General features: G+C 61.4%; 20 protein-coding genes and 1 pseudogene. 10 read left to right on the top strand and 11 right to left on the bottom strand.

Annotated features, from left to right (window positions below):
• Positions 1 to 17 precede the first annotated feature (17 nt).
• The 3 genes and pseudogenes from glyA to HX873_RS05605 form a co-directional block, all read right to left on the bottom strand.
• A complete protein-coding gene (glyA, locus tag HX873_RS05610; protein WP_087694757.1) occupies positions 18 to 1,271 on the bottom strand; it encodes a serine hydroxymethyltransferase in 1,254 nt (417 codons plus the stop codon).
• 154 nt (positions 1,272 to 1,425) lie between these two features.
• Positions 1,426 to 1,512, bottom strand: a pseudogene (locus tag HX873_RS31725) (outer membrane lipoprotein carrier protein LolA); the annotation flags it as partial.
• A gap of 18 nt (positions 1,513 to 1,530) precedes the next feature.
• Entirely contained in the window at positions 1,531 to 2,259 is a 729-nt protein-coding gene (locus HX873_RS05605; RefSeq protein ID WP_177122463.1) for a TraX family protein, read from the bottom strand.
• Positions 2,260 to 2,349: 90 nt separating this feature from the next.
• On the opposite strand from HX873_RS05605, the gene HX873_RS05600 reads away from it, so the two are divergent.
• From HX873_RS05600 to HX873_RS05590, 3 genes are all read left to right on the top strand, one after another.
• Complete coding sequence (locus HX873_RS05600) at positions 2,350 to 3,390, top strand: low specificity L-threonine aldolase (protein ID WP_087694760.1); 1,041 nt, start codon at positions 2,350 to 2,352, stop codon at positions 3,388 to 3,390.
• 182 nt (positions 3,391 to 3,572) lie between these two features.
• Entirely contained in the window at positions 3,573 to 3,773 is a 201-nt protein-coding gene (locus HX873_RS05595) for a hypothetical protein (protein WP_003209176.1), read from the top strand.
• Positions 3,774 to 3,861: 88 nt separating this feature from the next.
• Positions 3,862 to 4,395, top strand: a complete 534-nt coding sequence (locus HX873_RS05590; protein ID WP_008434329.1) for a hypothetical protein — start codon at positions 3,862 to 3,864, stop codon at positions 4,393 to 4,395.
• A gap of 967 nt (positions 4,396 to 5,362) precedes the next feature.
• Here the strand turns inward: HX873_RS05590 and gbcB are convergent.
• Positions 5,363 to 6,463 carry a glycine-betaine demethylase subunit GbcB gene (gbcB, locus tag HX873_RS05580; protein ID WP_003216947.1) on the bottom strand — a complete coding sequence of 367 codons (1,101 nt, stop codon included), beginning with the start codon at positions 6,461 to 6,463 and terminating at the stop codon, positions 5,363 to 5,365.
• A gap of 280 nt (positions 6,464 to 6,743) precedes the next feature.
• On the opposite strand from gbcB, the gene gbcA reads away from it, so the two are divergent.
• A complete protein-coding gene (gbcA, locus tag HX873_RS05575; protein ID WP_003216945.1) occupies positions 6,744 to 8,039 on the top strand; it encodes a glycine-betaine demethylase subunit GbcA in 1,296 nt (431 codons plus the stop codon).
• 800 nt (positions 8,040 to 8,839) lie between these two features.
• Here gbcA and HX873_RS05570 read toward each other — a convergent pair.
• From HX873_RS05570 to HX873_RS05545, 6 genes are all read right to left on the bottom strand, one after another.
• A complete protein-coding gene (locus HX873_RS05570) occupies positions 8,840 to 9,610 on the bottom strand; it encodes an electron transfer flavoprotein subunit beta (RefSeq protein ID WP_102370063.1) in 771 nt (256 codons plus the stop codon).
• A gap of 10 nt (positions 9,611 to 9,620) precedes the next feature.
• Positions 9,621 to 10,841: an electron transfer flavoprotein subunit alpha/FixB family protein gene (locus HX873_RS05565; RefSeq protein ID WP_087694762.1), complete on the bottom strand. Its 1,221-nt coding sequence runs from the start codon at positions 10,839 to 10,841 to the stop codon at positions 9,621 to 9,623.
• A complete protein-coding gene (gene dgcB, locus HX873_RS05560) occupies positions 10,841 to 12,781 on the bottom strand; it encodes a dimethylglycine demethylation protein DgcB (RefSeq protein WP_087694763.1) in 1,941 nt (646 codons plus the stop codon). The genes HX873_RS05565 and dgcB overlap by 1 nt, the downstream gene beginning before the upstream one ends.
• A gap of 158 nt (positions 12,782 to 12,939) precedes the next feature.
• The gene (dgcA, locus tag HX873_RS05555; RefSeq protein ID WP_087694764.1) at positions 12,940 to 15,000 is read right to left on the bottom strand and encodes a dimethylglycine demethylation protein DgcA; all 2,061 of its coding nucleotides are present in this window, start codon (positions 14,998 to 15,000) and stop codon (positions 12,940 to 12,942) included.
• A 15-nt stretch (positions 15,001 to 15,015) separates the two neighbouring features.
• Complete coding sequence (locus HX873_RS05550; RefSeq protein ID WP_008430647.1) at positions 15,016 to 15,546, bottom strand: DUF5943 domain-containing protein; 531 nt, start codon at positions 15,544 to 15,546, stop codon at positions 15,016 to 15,018.
• 76 nt (positions 15,547 to 15,622) lie between these two features.
• Positions 15,623 to 16,600: a dipeptidase gene (locus HX873_RS05545; RefSeq protein WP_177122462.1), complete on the bottom strand. Its 978-nt coding sequence runs from the start codon at positions 16,598 to 16,600 to the stop codon at positions 15,623 to 15,625.
• 219 nt (positions 16,601 to 16,819) lie between these two features.
• Here HX873_RS05545 and HX873_RS05540 point away from each other — a divergent pair, with 219 nt between their 5' ends.
• Together HX873_RS05540 and HX873_RS05535 are read left to right on the top strand one after the other, a co-directional pair.
• Positions 16,820 to 17,221, top strand: coding sequence for a lysozyme inhibitor LprI family protein (locus HX873_RS05540; protein WP_003216930.1), 402 nt, complete (start codon positions 16,820 to 16,822; stop codon positions 17,219 to 17,221).
• Between the two features lie 42 nt (positions 17,222 to 17,263).
• Positions 17,264 to 17,680 (top strand): DUF3010 family protein, encoded by a 417-nt coding sequence (locus HX873_RS05535; protein WP_177080643.1) that lies wholly within the window; start codon positions 17,264 to 17,266, stop codon positions 17,678 to 17,680.
• Between the two features lie 138 nt (positions 17,681 to 17,818).
• Here the strand turns inward: HX873_RS05535 and HX873_RS05530 are convergent, their stop codons facing one another.
• Entirely contained in the window at positions 17,819 to 18,763 is a 945-nt protein-coding gene (locus HX873_RS05530) for a GlxA family transcriptional regulator (RefSeq protein WP_003216927.1), read from the bottom strand.
• A gap of 193 nt (positions 18,764 to 18,956) precedes the next feature.
• Between HX873_RS05530 and HX873_RS05525 the strand changes: the two genes are divergently transcribed.
• From HX873_RS05525 to HX873_RS05510, 4 genes are all read left to right on the top strand, one after another.
• Positions 18,957 to 19,901, top strand: a complete 945-nt coding sequence (locus HX873_RS05525; RefSeq protein ID WP_003216926.1) for a choline ABC transporter substrate-binding protein — start codon at positions 18,957 to 18,959, stop codon at positions 19,899 to 19,901.
• An 87-nt stretch (positions 19,902 to 19,988) separates the two neighbouring features.
• Positions 19,989 to 20,876, top strand: coding sequence for a 3-keto-5-aminohexanoate cleavage protein (locus tag HX873_RS05520; RefSeq protein ID WP_003216924.1), 888 nt, complete (start codon positions 19,989 to 19,991; stop codon positions 20,874 to 20,876).
• Between the two features lie 177 nt (positions 20,877 to 21,053).
• Entirely contained in the window at positions 21,054 to 22,019 is a 966-nt protein-coding gene (locus tag HX873_RS05515; protein ID WP_017476440.1) for an L-carnitine dehydrogenase, read from the top strand.
• 140 nt (positions 22,020 to 22,159) lie between these two features.
• Positions 22,160 to 22,636 (top strand): thioesterase family protein, encoded by a 477-nt coding sequence (locus HX873_RS05510; RefSeq protein WP_008430629.1) that lies wholly within the window; start codon positions 22,160 to 22,162, stop codon positions 22,634 to 22,636.
• The last annotated feature ends 7 nt before the right edge of the window (positions 22,637 to 22,643 follow it).

Below are 22,643 nucleotides of genomic sequence, written 5' to 3'. Positions count from 1 at the left end.
TTACTCCAAAACCGCGCTCAGCGATAAACCGGGAAATCAGCGCACAGGGCGGCCACATGCTTGGCGACGTTGGCCTCCACATCGGCGTCGCCGAGGTTGTCGAGGATGTCGCAGATCCAGCCGGCCAACTCCAGGCATTGGGTCACTTTGAAGCCGCGTGTGGTCACCGCCGGCGTGCCGATACGCAGGCCCGAGGTCACGAACGGCGACTGCGGGTCGTTGGGCACGGCGTTCTTGTTGACGGTGATGTGAGCGCGACCGAGGGCGGCGTCCGCCTCTTTGCCGGTGAGGCCCTGACGGATCAGGCTGACCAGGAACAGGTGGTTATCGGTGCCGCCGGACACTACATCGTAGCCGCGTTTGATAAACACGCCGGCCATGGCCTGGGCGTTGTCGATCACTTGCTGTTGATAGGCCTTGAAACCTGGTTCCTGGGCTTCCTTGAAGCACACCGCCTTGCCGGCGATCACGTGCATCAGCGGGCCGCCCTGGGCGCCCGGGAATACCGCAGAGTTGAGTTTCTTTTCAATTTCTTCGTTGGACTTGGCCAGGATCAACCCGCCACGTGGACCGCGCAGGGTCTTGTGGGTGGTGGTGGTGACCACATCGGCGTAGGGCAGCGGGTTCGGGTACAGACCGGCGGCCACCAGGCCGGCGACGTGGGCCATGTCGACGAACAGCAGCGCACCGACCTTGTCGGCGATCTGGCGAAAGCGCGGGAAATCCAGGGTCTTGGAGTAGGCGGAAAAACCCGCCACGATCATCTTCGGCTTGTGCTCCACGGCCAGGCGCTCGACTTCGTCGTAGTCGATCAGCCCGGTGTTGGTGTCGATGCCGTATTGCACCGCGTTGTACAGCTTGCCCGAGGACGACACCTTGGCGCCGTGGGTCAGGTGGCCGCCGTGGGCCAGGCTCATGCCGAGGATGGTGTCGCCGGCGTTCAACAGCGCCAGGTAAACCGCGCTGTTGGCGGACGAACCGGAGTGCGGCTGCACGTTGGCGTAATCGGCACCGAACAGCTGCTTGGCACGCTCGATGGCGAGCACTTCGACCTTGTCCACGTGCTCGCAGCCGCCGTAGTAACGCTTGCCCGGGTAACCTTCGGCGTACTTGTTGGTGAGGCCGCTGCCCTGGGCTTCCATGACACGCTTGCTGGTGTAGTTCTCTGACGCGATCAGCTCGATATGATCTTCCTGGCGCTGCTCCTCGGCATTCATGGCCGCCAGCAGTGCATCGTCATAACCCTGGATCTGGTCTTGCTTGCTGAACATCGCGTCTCTCCCAGCGGCGGCGGTGCGCCAATCGTATTGTTGGGGCCGCCGCACGACGGAGGGGCCCTTTGATGCGATGGTAGGGCTGGCGCAGAGAGGTCAAATGCCTATGGACGCCACGCAAAGGTGCGTTTACGACATGGCCCCCGGCATTTGTAGGAGCGAGCTTGCTCGCGAAAAACCTGAGGGCGCCGCGCGCATCCAGACAGCCCTCGTAATCGTTGACGTTTTTCGCGAGCAAGCTCGCTCCTACAAGGGGTTAGGCGATGATCTTTCGAAGGAGTAGCAGCAGCAGGAAATGCGCCGGATAAAGCGCATACGCCCAGCGCCGCATGGCCGGTGGCGATACCTGCCCGGCATGTCGCAACAAGACCAATCCGGCCAGCGGCGCAATCAGGCATGTCGCCAATCCCAGCATCGCCACCAGCGTGCCGCTATTGAGCAGGATCTGCCATTGATTGGCAGCCAGGCACACCACACCCGGCAGCACGCTGAAGTACCACGGCCGGCGAAACACCAGCAGCATCGCCAACGGCAGCAGTACGCCAAAGAAACCGAACATCAGCTGCGCCGAGAAAAACCCCGCCAAAACCAGCGCGATCAACGCCAATCCTCGATCAATAACCGTCTTCTGCTGCCATCCCCGGGCAACCAGCAAACCCAGCGCCAGGGTCGGCAGCACGTTCAGCGTATCGGCGTCGTCAATGAACATCCGGTACGGCACCTCACTGATCACACTGAACAGCAGCAACCAGCTCAGATAGCGCCATTGCCCCGTCACCGGCGCGTCCTTGACCCGATGCAAATTCGCCGCGATCGCCAGGCAAAACCACGGGAACGCCAGGCGCCCCGGCACATACAGCCCGTCCAGGCTCAAACCGACATACCGCAGGTGGTCCAGCACCATACTCAGCAGCGCCAGCCACTTGAGCAGGTCCAGGGCGCCATCGCGGACGCGGCTTACAGGAACGCTTTCAGAACCGTGCATAATTCCCCAATGACTTTGCATTAACAGTGCGTGCGCCCGCCCGACAATCTTGGGTAAAGTGCGCACCAACATCGACCACAGGACTGGGCCATGACCGACAAGAGCCAACAATTCGCCAGCGACAACTATTCCGGCATCTGCCCGGAAGCCTGGGCCGCCATGGAACTCGCCAACCAGGGCCATCAACGCGCCTATGGCGATGATGAATGGACCCACCGCGCCGCCGACGGTTTCCGCAAACTGTTCGAAACCGACTGCGAAGTGTTCTTCGCCTTCAACGGTACCGCAGCCAACTCCCTGGCGCTGTCCTCCTTGTGCCAGAGCTACCATAGCGTGATCTGCTCGGAAACCGCCCACGTCGAAACCGACGAATGCGGCGCGCCGGAGTTTTTCTCCAACGGCTCCAAGCTGCTCACCGCCCGCACCGAAAACGGCAAGCTGACCCCGGAGTCGATCCGCGAGATCGCCCTCAAGCGCCAGGACATTCACTACCCGAAACCCCGCGTCGTGACCCTGACCCAGGCCACCGAAGTCGGCAGCGTCTACACCCCGGAAGAAATCCGCGCCATCAGCGTCACCTGCAAGGAACTGGGGCTGAACCTGCACATGGACGGCGCACGCTTCTCCAACGCCTGCGCATTCCTCGGCTGCTCGCCGGCCGACCTGACCTGGAAAGCCGGGGTCGACGTGCTGTGTTTTGGCGGCACCAAGAACGGCATGGCCGTGGGTGAAGCGATCCTGTTCTTCAACCACAAGCTGGCCGAAGACTTCGACTACCGCTGCAAGCAGGCCGGGCAGCTTGCCTCAAAGATGCGCTTCCTCTCCGCCCCGTGGGTGGGCCTGCTGGAAAACGACGCCTGGCTCAAACACGCCCGCCACGCCAACCACTGTGCACAATTGCTCAGCAACCTGGTGGCGGATATCCCGGGTGTGGAGTTGATGTTCCCGGTCCAGGCCAACGGCGTGTTCCTGCAACTGTCGGAACCGGCAATTGCCGCGCTGACGGCCAAGGGCTGGCGCTTCTACACGTTCATCGGTAAAGGCGGCGCGCGGTTCATGTGCGCGTGGGATACCGAGGAAGAGCGCGTAAGAGAATTAGCCGCCGATATTCGGGAAGTGATGAGCGCCTGAAGTAGGCATCAGCCCCTCAGATAATGGCGAAAGGCCGAGACTGTTTTTTGATATTTCTGACAGCAACCAACTTCGTTTTCATTGACTAGCCTCTTGGAACCCGGAAGGAAAAGGCCGCCTTTCGGGACTAACCGCCAGCCGAATAATCGGCCGGAAACGGAAATCCAGCAGAGGGCAATACCATGGAAGCGCAACGCTACGGAAACAACTTGCTAGGCGAAGGCACTATCAGCACCACCGTCATCGACTGGGACGAATTCAGAAAATCCGCGAAAATCGGTGACACCATCAGCGAACCGACGAGGACATTGCGGATCACTGACAAGGTCTATGAACTGACAGCATCCGGCCAGCACTTCGTCGTGCATATCTATGCCCAATAACCTCTAACTGATCGTTCCCACGCTCTGCGTGGGAACGCCTCCCCGGACGCTCCGCGTCCAGGCCACACCACGGTTCAAGGACGAATTGATGGGCAGAAGCCGCTACACCATTACCGAACCTGAAAAACCACACTTCCTGACATGCACTGTCATGGAATGGACACCGCTATTTACCCGCGACTACCTTGTCGGCCACCTATTGAGTTGCTGGCGATATCAACAAACCCACGAACATTTCAATCTCTACGGCTACGTCGTTCTCGAAAACCATCTGCACTTCGTCGCTCAAGCACCTGACCTGGGTAAATGTGTCAGCCAGTTCAAATCCTTCACCGCTCGAACCATCATTGACGACCTGCAGAAACGAGGAGCGGAGCGAGTGTTGCAGCGTTTGCGTTTCAGCAAACGGGCGCATAAAACGGACCGGATTTATCAGCTATGGCAAGAGGGGTCACACGCCGAGTTGGTGTACAGCGAAGCGGTGATGCGCCAAAAGCTTGATTACATTCACCACAACCCTGTGAAGCGTGGTTATGTGGACTTGGCCGAGCACTGGCGGTATTCCAGCGCCCGCAACTATGCAGGACAGGATGGCCTGATTGAAATTCAGCGCTGGGCCTGATCGTTCCCACGCTCTGCGTGGGAATGCAGCCCGTGACGCTCCGCGTCACACAGCGGGACGCAGAGCGTCCAAGGAGGCATTCCCACGCGGAGCGTGGGAACGATCGATTCCTGTGAAGCGGGGTTGTGTGGACTTGGCCGAGCACTGGCGGTATTCCAGCGCCCGCAACTATGCGGGACAGGATAGCCTGATTGAAATTCAACGCTTGGCCTGATCGTTCCCACGCTCTGCGTGGGAATGCAGCCCGTGACGCTCCGCGTCACACAGCGGGACGGGACGCGGAGCGTCCAAGAAGGCATTCCCACGCGGAGCGTGGGAACGATCGATTCCTGTGAAGCGGGGTTGTGTGGACTTGGCCGAGCACCGGCGGTATTCCAGCGCCCGCAACTATGCGGGACAGGATAGCCTGATTGAAATTCAACGCTGGGCCTGATCGTTCCCACGCTCTGCGTGGGAATGCAGCCCGTGACGCTCCGCGTCACACAGCGGGACGCGGAGCGTCCAAGGAGGCATTCCCACGCGGAGCGTGGGAACGATCGATTCCTGTGAAGCGGGGTTGTGTGGACTTGGCCGAGCTGGCGGTATTCCAACGTCCGTAACTATGCAGGACCGGACGGCCTGATCGAGATTCAGCGCTGGGCCTGATCGTTCCCAAGCTCTGCGTGGAAATGCAGCCCGTGACGCTCCGCGTCACACAGCGGGACGCGGAGCGTCCAAGGAGGCATTCCCACGCGGAGCGTGGGAACGATCGATTCCTGTGAAGCGGGTTGTGTGGCCTTGGCCGAGCTGGCGGTATTCCAACGTCCGTAACTATGCAGGACCGGACGGCCTGATTGAAATCCAGCGCCGAGCCTGATCGTTCCCACGCTCTGCGTGGGAATGCAGCCCGTGACGCTCCGCGTCACACAGCGGGACGGGACGCGGAGCGTCCAAGGAGGCATTCCCACGCGGAGCGTGGGAACGATCATTAGAACTCGATGCGCACATCACCCTTCGGCACGCTGCAGCACGACAGGATGTAACCCTCGGCTTCGTCTTCCTCGGTGATCCCGCCGTTGTGGTCCATCTCGACCTCCCCGCCCAGCTTCAGCACCTTGCACGTCCCACAGATCCCCATGCCGCAAGCTTTCGGAATCAGCAGGCCAAGCTTGGCCGCCGCTGCGTGCACGGTCTCGCCCGGTGCCACGCGAATGCTCTTGCCAGAGGCAATGAATTCCACCTGATGCAGGTCCGCCAGGTCGATTTCCGGTGCATCCGCCGCTTGTTCGGCTTGCTCCACCGCGTCGGCCCGGGCTTCCGGTGGCGTCGCGCCGAAGGATTCTTCGTGATAACGCGCCATGTCGAAGCCGGCGGCTTCCAGCAGGCGCTTTACCGCGTTCATGTAAGGCGTCGGGCCGCAACAGAAGACTTCCCGCTCCAGGAAGTCCGGCACCATCAGTTCGAGCATCTTGTGGTTGAGGTAACCGCGATAACCGGCCCAGGGTTCACCCAGGCCGTGTTTCTCGCAAATCAGGTGCAGGCTGAAGTTATCAATCCGCGACGCCATATGCTCCAGCTCGCGGTGGTAAATGATGTCCTTTGGCGAGCGGGCGCTGTGGATAAACGTCATGTCGACGTTGGCGTTGGTGTCGTAGAACCAGCGCGCCATGGACATCACCGGGGTAATACCGACACCACCACTGAGGTACAGCACTTTCGGGCTCGGGAAGTCGATGGCATTGAACAGCCCCACCGGCCCGTGCACCGCCAGCTCCTGGCCTTCGTGCAGCGTGTCATGCAACCAGTTGGACACCTTGCCGCCCGGCACGCGCTTGATGGTCACCGAAAAGCTGTAAGGCACCGACGGCGAACTGGAAATAGTGTACGAACGCATGATCGGCTGGCCGTCGATTTCCAGCTCCAGGGTGACGAACTGCCCGGGCTTGAAAAAGAACAGGATCGGCTGGTCGGCCATAAAGCAGAAGGTGCGCACGTCCCAGGTTTCCTGGATGACTTTGACGCAACGGACGATGTGCCGACCATTGGCCCAGGTCTGGGTTGTTACCGGGTTCAGGAAGCTGTTGGACATGCTGTTCTCCATAGCCGTGTGATCGGCCTTATGGTGGCGATTCTGCGTAACGCGAGAACCACCCATTTACCTATCTGCGACATTCACATACTTATAGCGACCAGCCCCCATACCACGGGGGTTGCGCGTCGGGAACAGAGTGGGCCATGTCGTTCATGGATAAGGTTCTGGCCGTTGTGGGGCCCACACTCGCTCCCAACAAAGACGCTTTCTTTACGCCTTGCTGCAAAACCTAGCCACTATTCGCCGGCCACACAGAATGGCCATGAGGACACACACGATGGACGTCACCGCAACCTTAAGCTTGGGCGATCCGCTGGAACCCGCACGCAAGGCCACTGCGCAAATGCTGCAAGAACGCGAGCGGACCTTTTCGCTGCCACAGCCGTTTTACTCTGATGAACGGCTGTTCGATATCGACATGCAGGAAATTTTCCAGAAAGAGTGGTTGATCGCCGGCATGACCTGCGAGATCCCCGCCAAGGGCAACTACATCACCCTGCAAGTGGGCAAGAACCCGATCATCGTGATCCGTGGCGCCGACGGTGTAGTGCACGCATTCCATAACGTGTGTCGCCACCGCGGTTCGCGCTTGTGCACCAGCGACAAGGGCAAGGTTGCCAAGCTGGTGTGCCATTACCACCAGTGGACGTATGAACTGGACGGCCGCCTGCTGTTCGCCGGTACCGAAATGGGCGCCGACTTCGACATGAAGCAATACGGCCTCAAGCCGGTGAATGTGAAGACCGCCGGTGGCTACATCTTTATCAGCCTGTCGGAGAACCCGCCGGCCATCGACGACTTCCTGTCGACCTTGAGCCACTACATGGAACCCTACGACATGGAGAACACCAAGGTGGCGATCCAGACCACCTTGTTTGAAAAAGCCAACTGGAAGCTGGTGCTGGAAAACAACCGCGAGTGCTACCACTGCAACGCGTCGCACCCGGAACTGTTGAAAACCCTGCTGGAATGGGACGACGTTACCGACCCGCGGGCCGACCAGGCCTTCAAGGACCACGTGGCCGCCTCCGCCGCCGCCTGGGATGCCGAAAAGATCCCTTACGCCCACGCCAGCTTCGGCCTGCGTAACCGCATCGTGCGCATGCCGCTGCTCAAGGGCACCGTGTCGATGACCCTCGACGGCAAGCAAGGCTGCAACAAGCTGATGGGCCGCATCAAGAACCCGGACCTGGGCTCGATGCGCATCCTGCACCTGCCTCACTCGTGGAACCACTGCATGGGCGACCACATCATTGTGTTCACCGTGTGGCCGATCAGTGCCCAGGAAACCATGGTCACCACCAAGTGGATCGTGCACAAGGACGCCGTGGAGGGTGTGGACTACGACGTCGAGCGCATGCGCAAAGTGTGGGACGCCACCAACGACCAGGACCGTCGCCTGGCCGAAGAGAACCAGCGCGGCATCAACTCCACCGCGTATCAGCCAGGTCCGTACTCCAAGACCTATGAGTTTGGTGTGGTCAACTTTGTGGACTGGTACAGCGAGCGGATGCTGAGCAACCTGGGGGCGGCGCCAGCGCCGTATCTGAAAGGCGTCGCCGTACACGAGTAACCGGCTGACACGCCGCCGATCAAAATGTGGGAGCCGGGCTTGCCCGGCCCCACACTGGTTTGTGACTGTACAAAATTCATCCAACACCGTGACAGACCGCTGCCCGCCTTACTTCCAGCCATTGCCCAACAACTTATCCACAAAGCCACCCACAGCAATTGTGGGCAACTGCGCTTTCTCGTCGAAATAAAACCAATAAAATCCGTGACTTATTCAAAGGTACCGGTTCTATCCCACATTGATCATTTTTTGACCTAAAGCCTGAAAGCCACGTCTTGCATGGGCTACAGAGGAACGCAAACACCTTATCCACAGAAGCGCCAACAGACTTTGGGGGCAACTTTGGACCATCTGTGGAAAACCGGCTTAAACCGAGGAAAATCGCGGCTTTGAAAGCGAAAATCAGCCGGAATAGCGATATTGGTTACATTTTAATCAACACACTGTAAGCCACGTTTTATATGGCCTACAGCGGATAGCGAACATCTTATCCACAGAAGCACCAACAGACTTTGGGGGCAAGTCTGTACTGGGCATTTTCCTTATCCACAGAAAAACCCAAGGAAAAACCGTCAGTTAGGTTGGTTGTTTTTCGTACAGCGAGCTGGAGGGCTTGATTTGCATGGGGTGTGGACAGCCGCGAACAGGTTATCCACAGGTGGGTTAACAGGGATTGTGGGTAAAGCCACAATCGCCGCAAAACAGTGTGGGAGCGGGCTTGCTCGCGAAAGCGGCGGATCAGTCGGTACATGAGTTACCTGACACACCGCCTTCGCGAGCAAGCCCGCTCCCACAGTGGATCAGCGCACTACACCTTCTTCTATAAGCAATTTAAGAATGGCTTCAGCGCCCGCCTCCGGACTCACGCCCTTGAGCACCTGCCCACCGCCGCCGCTGGCCTTGGCCGTAGCGGCCTTCATCCGGTCGGCACCGCTTTTGGCCTTGATCACCTTGAGGCGCTTGGGCCGAGGCTTGGCCGGCTGCAATACAGCGCCTGTGAATAACTCATCCTCCAACACCTCGACGTCATGGGCCGTCAGCTCACCGCGTTGCGCCGGGCCGTAGGCGCTTTGCCGTGGCTTGGGCGCCGCGTTATCCACCGTGGCCATAAACGGCAGGCGCACCTTCAGCCGCCGCCGTTGGCCGCGAGGCAAGGCCTGCAGCACATGGGCCACGCCGCCTTCGATGGATTCCACCTGGGCCAGGCCGACAATCAACGGCCAACCCAGTTGCTCGGCCAGCAGGAACGGCAACATGCCCGAGCCTTCGCCGGTTTCCGCCTGGCTGCCGGTGAGCACCACTTGGGCGCCCGCGTCCCGCAGATAGTCGCCGAGCACCGGCAAGGCGTCTGCCCCGGCCGGTTGTTCAAGCACGTGCAACTGCGGCAAGCCCATGCCCAGGTAAGCGCGCAGGGTGGGTTCGCCGATGTCGCCGGCGTGCAGCACTTGCAGGTTATCCCCAGCCAGTTGCAGGCCCAGTTCCACAGCGCGCGCATCTTGCTCGGCGCGGCGTGGGCGGCCTGAAGTCGGGTGGGCGCCGATGGACACCAGGCTGATTACATTCGTCGTCATGGCCATTTCCTTAAGCCGCATCGCGCTTGGCGCCGTGGCGGTAGGCCTCGACCGCAACGATCAAGGCTTGCAGTATCGCGGCGCTTTCGCCGATCACCGACAGGTCGGCACGCTTGATCATGTCGCAGCCCGGGTCGAGGTTGATCGCCACCACCTTGTCGCAGGCACCAATGCCTTGAAGGTGCTGGATCGCCCCGGAAATCCCCACCGCCACGTAAACCCGCGCGGTGACCCAGGTACCGCTGGCACCGACCTGGCGATCCCGGGCCATGAAGCCGTCATCCACCGCCACCCGCGAGGCGCCTTCTGTAGCGCCCAACGCGGCAGCGGTCTGGTGGAACAGTGCCCAGTCCTTGACCCCGTTGCCGCCCGAGAAGATGAACTCGGCTTCGGCCATGGGAATTGCCCCCGGGTCCACGGCCACCGCGCCCAAATCCTCAATGCGCGGCAAGCTGCGGGCCAGGCTTGTGGATAACTCCACCGGCAACACTTCGTGACGGGTATCGCTGACAGGCTCGGCGCATTCCGCCGCCGCCAGGATTATGCGTGGCAGTGGCCGGGCCAGGTCTTGCTGGCCGGCACCCGCACGGCCAATACATTCCTGGCCCTTGATCTGCCAGACCCGCGTGGCCGGGCGCTCCTTGAGGCTGGCGGCAAAGCGCCGCCCCAATTCACCACCGCCGCTGCGGCTGTCCGGCAGCAACCAGTGGCGCGGGTTGAACTGGTTATCCACAGCCCGCAGACCGTGAACCCGTTGCTCCGGTGAATAACCGTCGAATTCATGCCCGTCCAACACCAGCAGCCGATCCACACCGGCAGTGGCGAAGGCGTTTTCCTTGTGCTCGCCGAACACCACGGCCAATACCGCACCGTCGTCGCCGGCCAGTTGCCGGGCCAGGCCCAGCAAGTCGCGGTCGTGGCTGCTCAGGCGGCCGCCGACCATGTCCGGCACCACGTTGATGTAGAAAGCGGGCGCCGGTACCTGATGCAGCGGCAACTGCACTTCCACCGCTGCCGTACGCTTGGCCGCGCCGCCCTGCTGGGCGCCGCTGCGGTCAATACGCTTGATGCCGTTGGGGCCGATAAAACCGACACCGTGCACGTTCTTGCGGATGACCCCATTGGGCCCCATCCAGCTGTGTTGCACCGGCTGCATCGCCGCGTGCAGCGGGTGCAGGCGGTTACGGGCGATCCATTCGGCCCGTGGGTCGCGGCGGATAATGTCGCTCATCAATGCACCTCCGCAGGTTCGCGTTTCGGCGCCTTGGCCGGTGCCGCGTCTTCAAGCAACGCGTCAGCTACCAGTTCGGCAATGTCCTTGATCAACGGACGCGGTTCGACCACGCCTTCCAGCATCGCCGTGCACTGTGGACAACCCACGGCCACCAGTTCGGCGCCGGTCTCGCGGATGTCTTCCATGCGCATGTCGGGAATCCGCTGCTTGCCGGGAATATCGGTGATCGGCGCCCCGCCACCGCCACCGCAGCAGCGCGAGCGGAAACCGGAGCGCTGCATTTCCTTGACCTCGATCCCCAGCGCCCGCAGCACTTGGCGCGGTGCCTCGTACTCACCGTTGTAGCGGCCCAGGTAGCACGGGTCGTGATAGGTCACGCTGTTGCCTTTGTGCTGGCCCAGGTTCAGGGCGCCGGCGTCGATCAGTTCGGCCATGTAGGTGCTGTGGTGCTGCACGAGGTAGTTGCCATCGAAGGCGCCGTATTCGTTTTTCAGCACGTGGAAACTGTGGGGGTCGCAGGTGACGATGCGCTTGAAGCTGTACTTGGCCAGGGTCTGGATATTGCGTGCGGCCAGCAGCTGGAAAGTCGCTTCATCGCCCAGGCGCCGGGCCACGTCGCCGCTGTCGCGCTCCTCAAGGCCCAGTACGGCGAAGTCGACCTTGGCGGCTTTCAGCACTTTGACGAACGAGCGCAGGGTGCGCTGGTTGCGCATGTCGAAGGCACCGTCGCCGACCCAGAACAGCACGTCGACGGTTTTCCTGTCGCTGAGCAAGGGCAGGTTCAAATCCGCCGCCCAGTTCATCCGCCCGCCCGGTGCGAAACCGCCCGGGTTGTCGGTGGCGATCAGGTTTTCCAGGACTTCGGCGCCCTTGTTCGGGGTCGCGCCTTTTTCCAGGGTGAGGTGGCGGCGCATGTCGACGATGGCGTCCACGTGCTCGATCATCATCGGGCACTCTTCCACGCAGGCGCGGCAAGTGGTGCACGACCACAGGGTCTCGGCGTCCACCAGGCCATTGACGATTGGCTGGTGCGGGTTGCCGCTGTGTTCGCCGATGGCTTTGCCAGGATACGGGCTGCCGGCGAACTTGGCGTCGGTGCCACCGGCCAGGCCGACGACCATGTCCTGGATAAGTTTTTTCGGGTTCAGTGGCTGGCCGGCGGCGAACGCCGGGCACGCGGCTTCGCACTTGCCGCACTGCACGCAGGCGTCGAAGCCGAGCAGTTGGTTCCAGGTGAAATCCACCGGTTTTTCCACGCCCAGGGGCGCGCTTTTATCCGCGAGGTCCAGGGGTTTCAAACCGGTGGAACGGCCGCCGCCGAAGCGTTCGGCGCGGCGGTGCCAGGCCAAGTGCAGGGCACCGGCGAAGGCGTGTTTCATCGGGCCGCCCCAGGTCATGCCGAAGAACATTTCCGACACGCCCCACAGCACGCCCAGGCTCAGCAGCGCGGCGAGCAGCCAGCCGCCGAAGTCCGCCGGCAGAATCCCGGCCACCGGCAAGGTCACCAGGAAGAAGCTCACCGAGAACGCCATCAGGCTTTTCGGCAGGCGCATCCACGGGCCTTTCGACAGGCGTGCAGGCGGGTTGCGACGGCGCAGGTAGACGAGGGTGGCGCCGACAAACATCAGCACCGAAGCCAACAGCAAGGCGTAGCCGAGGATGCGGTTATGCAGGCCGAAACCGTGCACCAGGATCGCCAGCAGCGCCGAGAGCACAAAGCCCAGGGCGGTGGCGACGTGGGTGTTGGCGATGTATTTGTCGCGGGCGACCACATGGTGCAGGTCGACCATGTAGCGCTTGGGCATGGCCAACAGGCCGCCGAGCAAGTCGACCTTGGAGGACCGGCCGCGGCGCCACATGTTCACCCGGCGCAGCGCGCCGAGGACGGCAAGGCCCAGGGCGGCGAAGAGCAGGATGGGAAGAAGGGTGTTCAACATGGTGAAGCTCCCGAAGACCACACAGGTCTACTGTGAAACTGGCCCGAAATGTGGGAGCGGGCTTGCTCGCGAAGGCAGCGTGTCAGTCGATGCATCCAGTGGCTGACACACCGCTTTCGCGAGCAAGCCCGCTCCCACATTTGACCGAGTACACCTCGTCAGAAATCCTTGCACAGGCGCAGGGCGTCATAGATGGCCGCGTGGGTATTACGCTGGGCCACGCAGTCACCAATGCGGAACAGCAAGTACCCCTCGCCCGGCTCGCTCAGGCACGGCTGCGGCTTGATCGCGAACAGGGCCTCGATGTCCATCTGGCCCTTGTTGCGCGAGCCTGCCTTGAGCCCGTAGTAGAGCTCTTCGTCCGGACGCACGCCGTTCTCGACCACCACCTGGTCCACCACCCGCTCTTCCCTGGCCCCGGTGTATTCGTTCTCCAGCACCGCCACCAGCTTGTCGCCTTCGCGGTAGACCTTTTCCAGCATCATGTCGCCGGTCATGATCACTTCCTTGGGGTACATGCTGCGGTAGTACGTCGGGAACGACGTACCGCCCACGGCCACGCCCGGCTTGATGTCGTCGGTGACGATCTCGACCTGGCTGCCCTTGTCCGCGAGGAAGTCGGCCACCGACATGCCGGTGAACTCGCAGATGGTGTCGTACACCAGCACGTTCTTGCCAGGTAGAACCTTGCCGTCGAGCACGTCCCAGCTGCTGACCACCAGGCCTTCAGCCGCGCCCCAGTGTTCGTTCTGCTCCAGGAACGGATGACCGCCCACCGCCAGCACCACCACGTCCGGGCGCAGGTCGAGGATGGTCGCCGCGTCCGCCGCCACGCCCAGGCGCAGGTCGACGTTCAGGCGCGCCAGTTCCAACTGGAACCAGCGGGTGATCCCGGCAATCTGGTCACGCTGCGGGGCTTTCGATGCAGTGGTGATTTGCCCGCCGATAAATTCTTTCTTCTCGAACAGCGTCACGTCGTGGCCACGTTCGGCAGCCACCCGCGCCGCTTCCATCCCGGCCGGGCCAGCCCCCACCACCACGACTTTGCGTTTTGGCCCGGTGGATTTCTCGATGATGTGCGGCACGCCCATGTATTCACGGGAAGTGGCGGCGTTCTGGATGCACAGCACATCCAGGCCCTGGTACTGGCGGTCGATGCAGTAGTTGGCGCCGACGCACTGTTTGATCTGGTCGATCTGGCCCATCTTGATCTTGGCGATCAGGTGCGGGTCGGCGATGTGGGCGCGGGTCATGCCGACCATGTCCACGTAGCCGCCTTCCAGGATGCGCGTGGCCTGGTTCGGGTCCTTGATGTTCTGCGCGTGCAGCACCGGGGCCTTGACCACTTCCTTGATGCCGGCCGCCAGGTGCAGGAACGGCTCCGGTGGATAACTCATGTTCGGGATAACGTTGGCCAGGGTGTTGTGGGTGTCGCACCCCGAGCCGACCACGCCGATGAAGTCGAGCATGCCGGTGTCGTCGTAGTACTTGGCGATCTGTTTCATGTCCTCGTGGGACAAGCCGTCCGGATGGAATTCGTCGCCGCACAAACGGATGCCGACGCAGAAATCCGGGCCGACTTCCTTGCGCACCGCCTTCAACACCTCAAGGCCGAAACGCATGCGGTTTTCGAAGCTGCCGCCCCATTCGTCAGTACGTTTGTTGACCCGAGGGCTCCAGAACTGGTCGATCATGTGCTGGTGCACCGCCGACAGCTCCACACCGTCCAGGCCACCGGCCTTGGCCCGTGCCGCAGCGGTAGCGTAGTTGCCGATCACCCGCCAGATTTCTTCAGGCTCGATGGTCTTGCAGGTGGCGCGGTGCACCGGCTCGCGGATGCCCGAGGGCGACAGCAGCGTGGGCCAATGCTCGCCGTCCCAGCGCGAGCGACGGCCCATGTGGGTAATCTGGATCATGATCTTGGCGCCATGCTTGTGCATGGCGTCGGCCAGGTTCTGGAAGTGCGGGATGATCCGGTCATCCGCCAGGTTCACCGACTTCCACCAGCCTTGCGGGCTGTCGATGGCGACACTGGAAGAACCGCCGCAGATCGCCAGGCCGATCCCGCCCTTGGCTTTCTCTTCGTAGTACTTCACATAGCGGTCGGTGGTCATGCCGCCGTCGGTGGCATACACCTCGGCGTGGGCGGTACTGAGCACGCGGTTGCGGATGGTCAGTTTGCCGATCTGGATCGGCGCAAACATTGCTTCGAAAGCCATGGCAGGGTCCTCGACTTACAACGGCTTGACGGTGAACAGGCCGTCGTCGTGGCCCTCTTCGGAGCCGCCGTAGACCTGTTCCGCAACGGTGCGGATCTTGCTGCCGCGGGCTTCGAGAATCTGGTCCATCGCGCCGGCAAACCAGCCGGTGAACATGTAGTCGACCTTGCGCCCGACCTTGCCGTACACGTAGACGAATGCCGAGTGCTCGAGCTTGACGCTGGCGGTGCCTTTATCGAGGTCGATGTCCTGGATCTTGAACAGGCCCCAGCCGCGCTGCGACAGGCGCTTCATGTAGTGCTCGAACACTGCGACGCCTTCCAGGCCATGGCATTCAGCTTCTTTTTCACACCAGTGCCAGGCGGATTTGTAGCCGGCCTTGTAGAGGATTTCGGCGTAGGCCTCGCTGCCCAGGACTTCTTCGATCCCCATGTGATTATTGACGAAGAAATGGCGCGGCACGTACAGCATCGGCAGGGCGTCGGAGGTCCAGACACCGGTTTCGCTGTCGACTTCGATAGGCAATTGAGGGGCGATCTTGGCCATGGAAACTTAACTCCGGAAAATGCTTTGGTAAGCCCCCAACGCATAAGGTTGGGGGAAAAGAGGCGTGAGTGGTGGCTTATTCGCCCCAGACGTCCTTCAGGACGTTGACCCAGTTTTCGCCCATGATCTTGCGCACCACGCGCTCGGGATGGCCGCGCTTGAGCAGGGTCTCGGTGAGGTTCTGGAACTCGCCCACGGTGCGGATGCCCAGCGGGTTGATGATCTTGCCGAAGCTGGTCAGGCGGCGGGCGTAGCCCTTGTCGTGGGTCAGCATTTCGAAGAAATCCTGGCCATGGCCCTGGGTGAAGTCGGTGCCGATGCCGATGGCGTCTTCGCCCACGATGTTCATGGTGTATTCGATGGCTTCGGCGTAGTCGTCGATGGTCGAGTCGATGCCCTTGGCCAGGAACGGCGCGAACATGGTCACGCCGACAAAGCCACCGTGGTCGGCGATGAACTTCAGCTCTTCATCGGACTTGTTGCGCGGGTGCTCTTTGAGGCCTGAAGGCAGGCAGTGGGAGTAGCACACCGGCTTTTTCGATTCGAGGATGACTTCTTCGGAAGTCTTGGAGCCCACGTGGGACAGGTCGCACATGATGCCGACGCGGTTCATCTCGGCGACGACCTCGCGACCGAAGCCCGACAGGCCGCCATCGCGCTCATAGCAGCCGGTGCCCACCAGGTTCTGGGTGTTGTAGCACATCTGCACCACGCCAACCCCGAGCTGCTTGAAGATCTCGACATAGCCGAGCTGGTCTTCAAACGCGTGGGCGTTCTGGAATCCGAAGATGATGCCGGTCTTGCCCTGTTCCTTGGCGCGACGGATATCGGCGGTGGTTTTCACCGGGATCACCAGGTCGCTGTTTTCGCGAATCAGGGTCTGGCTGGCCACGATGTTGTTAATGGTGGCCTGGAACCCTTCCCATACCGACACGGTGCAGTTGGCAGCGGTGAGGCCACCCTTGCGCATGTCTTCGAACAGGTCGCGGTTCCACTTGGCAATGATCAGCCCGTCGATAACGATGCTGTCGGCGTGCAATTCGGCTGGGCTCATCAGGCGTCCCCTTATTGGCGATTCATGCGCCGAATCGTCTGCCGGCGCTTTGGGGCCAGCATATGCCCCGGGGCAGAAGGAGCCGGGTGCAAAAACGACAAGGGAATTGCCGAAAGCGTCAATCCGCGACAAAGGCCAACATGACATCTCTGACGGGTGTCTGTTCTTTGTCTTACGCTTGAGCCAGAATTTGCTCATCAACTGATATGAGACGGCGCAATGAAATCGATTTTCCTGGCTTTGGCACTCATCGCAACCGGCGTACACGCTGCTGAAGACACCGACAGCACGCCCTGCGATGGCATCGAGAACGACAAGCAAACCCTGGAATGCGCCACCTACAACAAAACCACCGCCGAACAACTGCTCAAGGATAACTACCAGGGCTTGCTGGAACGCATGGGTTCGACCTATGGCAGCAACAAGACGCAGTTGGCGGACATTACCGCTCGTCTGAAGGATGCCCAGCAGAAGTGGGAAAAGTTACGGGATGCGGATTGCGCCGTAGATACCTTTCCGGCAGTGGCGGGAAGCAAGGCATATGCGATCCAGCAGAATGATTGTCTGGCGCGGATGAGTGATGAACGGTCGGAGTTTTTGGAGTCGATTGGGCAGGAATAAGCGACAATCCCCTCCACTCTCTACTCAGAATCAAGGCTATTCATGACAATCTGCGGCATCGAAATCAAAGGCAGCGAAGCCATTATTGCTGTCGCCTCGCTCGACGGTCAGGCATTGAGCCATGCAGCCCTGGCCACCAAGAAAATCGCCCTTGAAGACGATGATGAGGCGGCCAACGTCAAGGCCTTCGCCGCTCAGGTCAGCGCGTTTGTGCGGGAAAACGGCATCAGCCGCATCGCCATCAAGAAGCGCAGCAAGAAAGGCGAATTCGCCGGTGGCCCGACTACGTTCAAGATTGAAGGTGTGTTTCAGTTGCTGGACGGCGTTGAAGTGACGCTGCTGTCGCCGCAGACCATCAATGCGCAGAACAAGAAACACGACTTTGCCCTGCCGGCGACGCTGAACAAGTATCAGCATGAGGCTTACAAGGCCGCGTGTTCAGCCCTGCTGAAGAAATAAGCTACATCGCACATCCCCTGTGGGAGCGGGCTTGCTCGCGAATGCGGTGTGTCAGTCAATACATGTAACGACTGATCCACCGCATTCGCGAGCAAGCCCGCTCCCACATTTGATCTGTGTTGTTTTCAATAGCGGTTTTCATACTGCTTCCCGGCGCCGATCTTCCCTTGGGCACTTGGCAAACCTTGCCCGGTAGCTGCGGGTGAAATACGACGGCGATTCAAACCCGCAGGCGATGCTCACCTCCAGCACGCTCAGGTCGCTCTGGCGCAACAACTGCCGAGCCTTTTCCAGGCGCAAACCCAGGTAGAAGTTGCTCGGTGTGTCGTTCAGGTGCAGCCGAAACAAGCGCTCCAACTGCCGCCGCGTGACCTTGATCGCCTCCGCCAGCGCCAGTGTGCTCAACGGCGGTTCCGTGTGCTGTTCCATCTCCCCAATCACCTGCACCAACTTCTTGTTGTTGATGCCGTAGCGCGTGGCGATCTGCATGCGTTGGTGGTCTTTGCGCGGGCGGATGCGGCCGAGCACGAATTGCTCGGACACCTGGATCGCCAACTCTGGCCCGTGAGCCTGGCTGATCAGGTCGAGCATCAGGTCGATGGACGCGGTGCCGCCCGCCGAGGTGATGCGCCGGCGGTCGATCTCGAACAGCTCCTGGGTTACCGTCAGCTGTGGATAAGACTCCTTGAAGGCGTCGATGGCTTCCCAGTGCAGGGTCAGGCGGTGGCCGTCGAGCAGGCCGGCTTCGGCGAGTACGCAGGCGCCAGTGTCGATGGCGCCCAGGGTCACGCCGTCGTGGTCAAGGCGACGCAGCCAGTGTTCCAGTGCGGGCGTGGCGAACTTCAGCGGTTCGAAGCCGGCCACCACCAGTAAGGTCGAGCCTTTCTTCAGCGGCTCCAGCGCGGCGTCGGCGTTGACCGACATGCCATTGCTCGCCAGCACCGCGCCGCCGTCGGCGCTCAAGACGTGCCAGCGGTACAGCTCGCCGCGAAAACGATTGGCGACACGTAAAGGTTCGATCGCGGAGATAAAGCCGATGGCGGAGAAGCCCGGCATCAGCAGAAAGTAGAAATCCTGGGACATGGAGCGCTCTCGTAGGACGGACAGCGTGGTCACTGTGATACGCCAGTTCAATCGGTCATTCAAGGGGGCAGGTCGCTGCAGTGCAAGAGCTGGTCGCCGCCGTGCGTTTTGTCGGGGACCAAGCTGCGTAACTTGGCTGCACGGTGCACAAAGACGCCGGAACCCACAATAACAACCTGCCGAGGGAACCACCATGAACCGACTGATCAGCCGCTGTGTGCTCGCACTCAGCGCCAGCGCCATTTTGAGCACCAACGTCATGGCAGCCGATGCGGCTTCTTGCCAGAACGTGCGCATGGGCGTGGTGAACTGGACCGACGTAATCGCCACCAGTGCCATGACTCAAGTGTTGCTCGACGGCCTCGGCTACAAGACCAAACAGACCAGCGCGTCCCAGCAAATCATCTTTGCCGGTATTCGCGACCAGCGCCTGGACATGTTCCTGGGCTACTGGAACCCGCTGATGACCCAGACCATCACCCCGTTTGTCGACGCCAAGCAGGTCAAGGTGCTCGACAAGCCGTCCCTGGAAGACGCCCGCGCGACCCTGGCGGTGCCGACTTACCTGGCCGACAAGGGCCTGAAGACCTTCGCCGACATCGCCAGGTTTGAAAAAGAACTGGGCGGCAAGATCTACGGCATTGAACCGGGCTCGGGCGCCAACACCCAGATCAAGGCGATGATCGCCAAGAATCAGTTTGGCCTGGGCAAGTTCCAACTGGTGGAATCCAGCGAGGCCGGCATGCTCGCCGCCGTCGACCGCGCCGTGCGCCGCAAGGAGGCCGTGGTGTTCTTCGGCTGGGCGCCGCACCCGATGAACGTCAACGTGGCGATGACTTACCTCACCGGCAGTGATGACGCGCTGGGCCCGAACGAAGGCATGGCCACCGTGTGGTCCGTCACCTCGCCGACCTACGCCGAGCAATGCCCCAACGTGCACAAGTTGCTGAGCAACCTGACCTTCACCGCCGCCGACGAGAGCCGAATGATGCAGCCGCTGCTGGATCACAAGGACGCTTTCGAGTCGGCCAGGCAATGGCTCAAGGATCACCCGCAAGACCAGCAGCGCTGGCTGGAAGGCGTGACCACCTTCGACGGCAAACCCGCCGCAGCCAACCTGCAATTGACCAGCAAATAACCTGTCTTGAATCACCGTTTCGCAGCCGCTCCCGGCTGCGAACGGTATGACTACGCCTGAAAATCACGCCTGTAAGGAACCTGCCTCATGAACCACGACGTCATCATCACCTGCGCACTCACCGGTGCTGGCGACACGACCGCCAGAAGCCCTCACGTGCCGGTCACTCCCAAACAAATCGCTGCCGCGGCGGTGGAAGCAGCCAAGGCCGGTGCCACCGTGGTGCATTGCCACGTACGTGACCCCGAGACCGGCAAGTTCAGCCGCGACGTGGCGCTGTACCGCGAAGTGATGGAGCGCATCCGCGAGGCGGACGTCGACATCATCGTCAACCTCACCGCCGGCATGGGTGGCGACCTGGAAATCGGTGGCGGCGAGAACCCCATGGAATTCGGGCCCAACACCGACCTGGTGGGCCCGCTGACCCGCCTGGCCCACGTGGAAGAGCTGCTGCCGGAAATCTGCACCCTGGACTGCGGCACCCTGAACTTTGGCGACGGCGACACCATTTACGTCTCCACCCCGGCCCAGCTGCGGGCTGGCGCCAAACGTATTCAAGAGCTGGGCGTTAAAGCCGAGCTGGAGATTTTCGACACCGGTCACCTGTGGTTCGCCAAGCAGATGATCAAGGAAGGCTTGCTCGACAACCCGTTGTTCCAGCTGTGCCTGGGCATCCCGTGGGGCGCGCCGGCCGACACCACCACCATGAAAGCCATGGTCGACAACCTGCCGGCTGACGCGGTGTGGGCCGGCTTCGGCATTGGTCGCATGCAGATGCCGATGGCGGCGCAAGCAGTGCTGCTGGGCGGCAATGTGCGGGTCGGCCTGGAAGACAACCTGTGGCTGGACAAGGGCGTGCTGGCGACCAACGGCCAGTTGGTGGAACGCGCCAGCGAGATCCTCAGCCGCCTGGGTGCGCGGGTCATGACCCCGGCCGAAGGCCGCGTGAAGATGGGCCTGACCAAGCGCGGCTAAGACACGCCGCACGACGCCCTGCAGGAACCGAATCAAATGTGGGAGCGGGCTTGCTCGCGAATGCGGTGGATCAGCCACCGAATGCATCAACTGACAGACCGCTTTCGCGAGCAAGCCCGCTCCCACATTTTGATCTTGGCTCTCACACAGAATCACCGAACTCTTTAGGAATTTGCCATGAGCTTTATCACTGAAATCAAAACCTTCGCCGCGCTGGGCAGCGGTGTTATCGGCAGCGGCTGGGTATCCCGCGCCCTGGCCCACGGCCTGGATGTGGTGGCCTGGGACCCGGCGCCTGGTGCCGAAGCGGCCCTGCGCAAACGTGTCGCGAATGCCTGGGGCGCACTCGAGAAACAAGGCCTTGCACCCGGCGCCTCGCAAGACCGCCTGCGCTTTGTGGCCACGATTGAAGAGTGCGTGAAAGACGCTGACTTCATCCAGGAAAGCGCCCCGGAACGCCTGGAATTGAAGCTGGAGTTACACAGCAAAATCAGCGCGGCGGCCAAGCCGAATGCGTTGATTGGTTCGAGTACTTCGGGGCTGTTGCCGAGCGAGTTTTATGAAGGCTCCACGCACCCGGAACGTTGCGTGGTGGGGCATCCGTTCAACCCGGTTTACCTGTTGCCGCTGGTGGAAGTGGTAGGCGGCAAAAACACTGCGCCGGAAGCGATTCAGGCAGCAATCAAAGTGTACGAATCCCTCGGCATGCGCCCTTTGCATGTGCGTAAGGAAGTGCCCGGTTTTATCGCTGACCGGCTGCTGGAAGCCCTGTGGCGTGAGGCGTTGCACCTGGTGAACGATGGTGTGGCAACCACCGGCGAGATCGATGATGCGATTCGCTTTGGCGCCGGTTTGCGCTGGTCGTTCATGGGCACGTTCCTGACCTATACGCTGGCGGGCGGTGATGCCGGGATGCGGCACTTCATGGCGCAGTTCGGCCCGGCCTTGCAGCTGCCGTGGACCTATCTGCCGGCGCCGGAATTGACCGACAAATTGATTGACGACGTGGTGGACGGCACCAGCGATCAGTTGGGCAAGCACAGCATTTCGGCGCTGGAGCGCTATCGTGATGATTGCCTGCTGGCGGTGCTGGAGGCGGTGAAGACCACCAAGGAAAAACACGGTATGACCTTCGCCGAATAAGCCCTGTAAAGATCGTTCCCACGCTCTGCGTGGGAATGCAGCCCAGGACGCTCTGCGTCCCAACGCGTGACGCAGAGCGTCACAGGAGGCGTTCCCACGCAGAGCGTGGGAACGATCACGTACCTACCGGGAACCGAACCATGCCCGCACTCACCACCTACACCACCAAAATCCTCCCCGAGTGGGTCGACTACAACGGCCACCTGCGCGATGCGTTCTACCTGCTGATTTTCAGCTACGCCACCGATGCGCTGATGGACACCCTGGGCCTGGACAGCGAAAACCGCGAAGCCAGCGGCCACTCGCTGTTCACCCTGGAGTTGCACCTCAACTACCTGCACGAAGTGAAACTGGGCGCCGCCGTCGAGGTGCACACCCAACTCATCGCCCACGACCGCAAGCGCCTGCACCTCTATCACAGCCTGCACCTGGTGGGCGACGAAAAGGAGCTGGCGGGCAACGAACAGATGCTGCTCCACGTCGACCTCGCCGGGCCGCACTCGGCGCCATTCAGTGAAGCGGTGCTGGGCAAGCTTGCCAGCATCAGCGCCGAACAAACCGACCTGCCGAAGCCCGCCCTGCTCGGCCGCGTGATTGGACTGCCACCCCAAAAATAAGGAATCG

Origin of the sequence: Pseudomonas sp. P7758, from assembly GCF_013386485.1 — a bacterium.
GTDB lineage: Bacteria > Pseudomonadota > Gammaproteobacteria > Pseudomonadales > Pseudomonadaceae > Aquipseudomonas.
The sequence above is the reverse complement of the archived record's forward strand: the minus strand, read 5'-3'. Positions and strand labels throughout refer to the sequence as shown.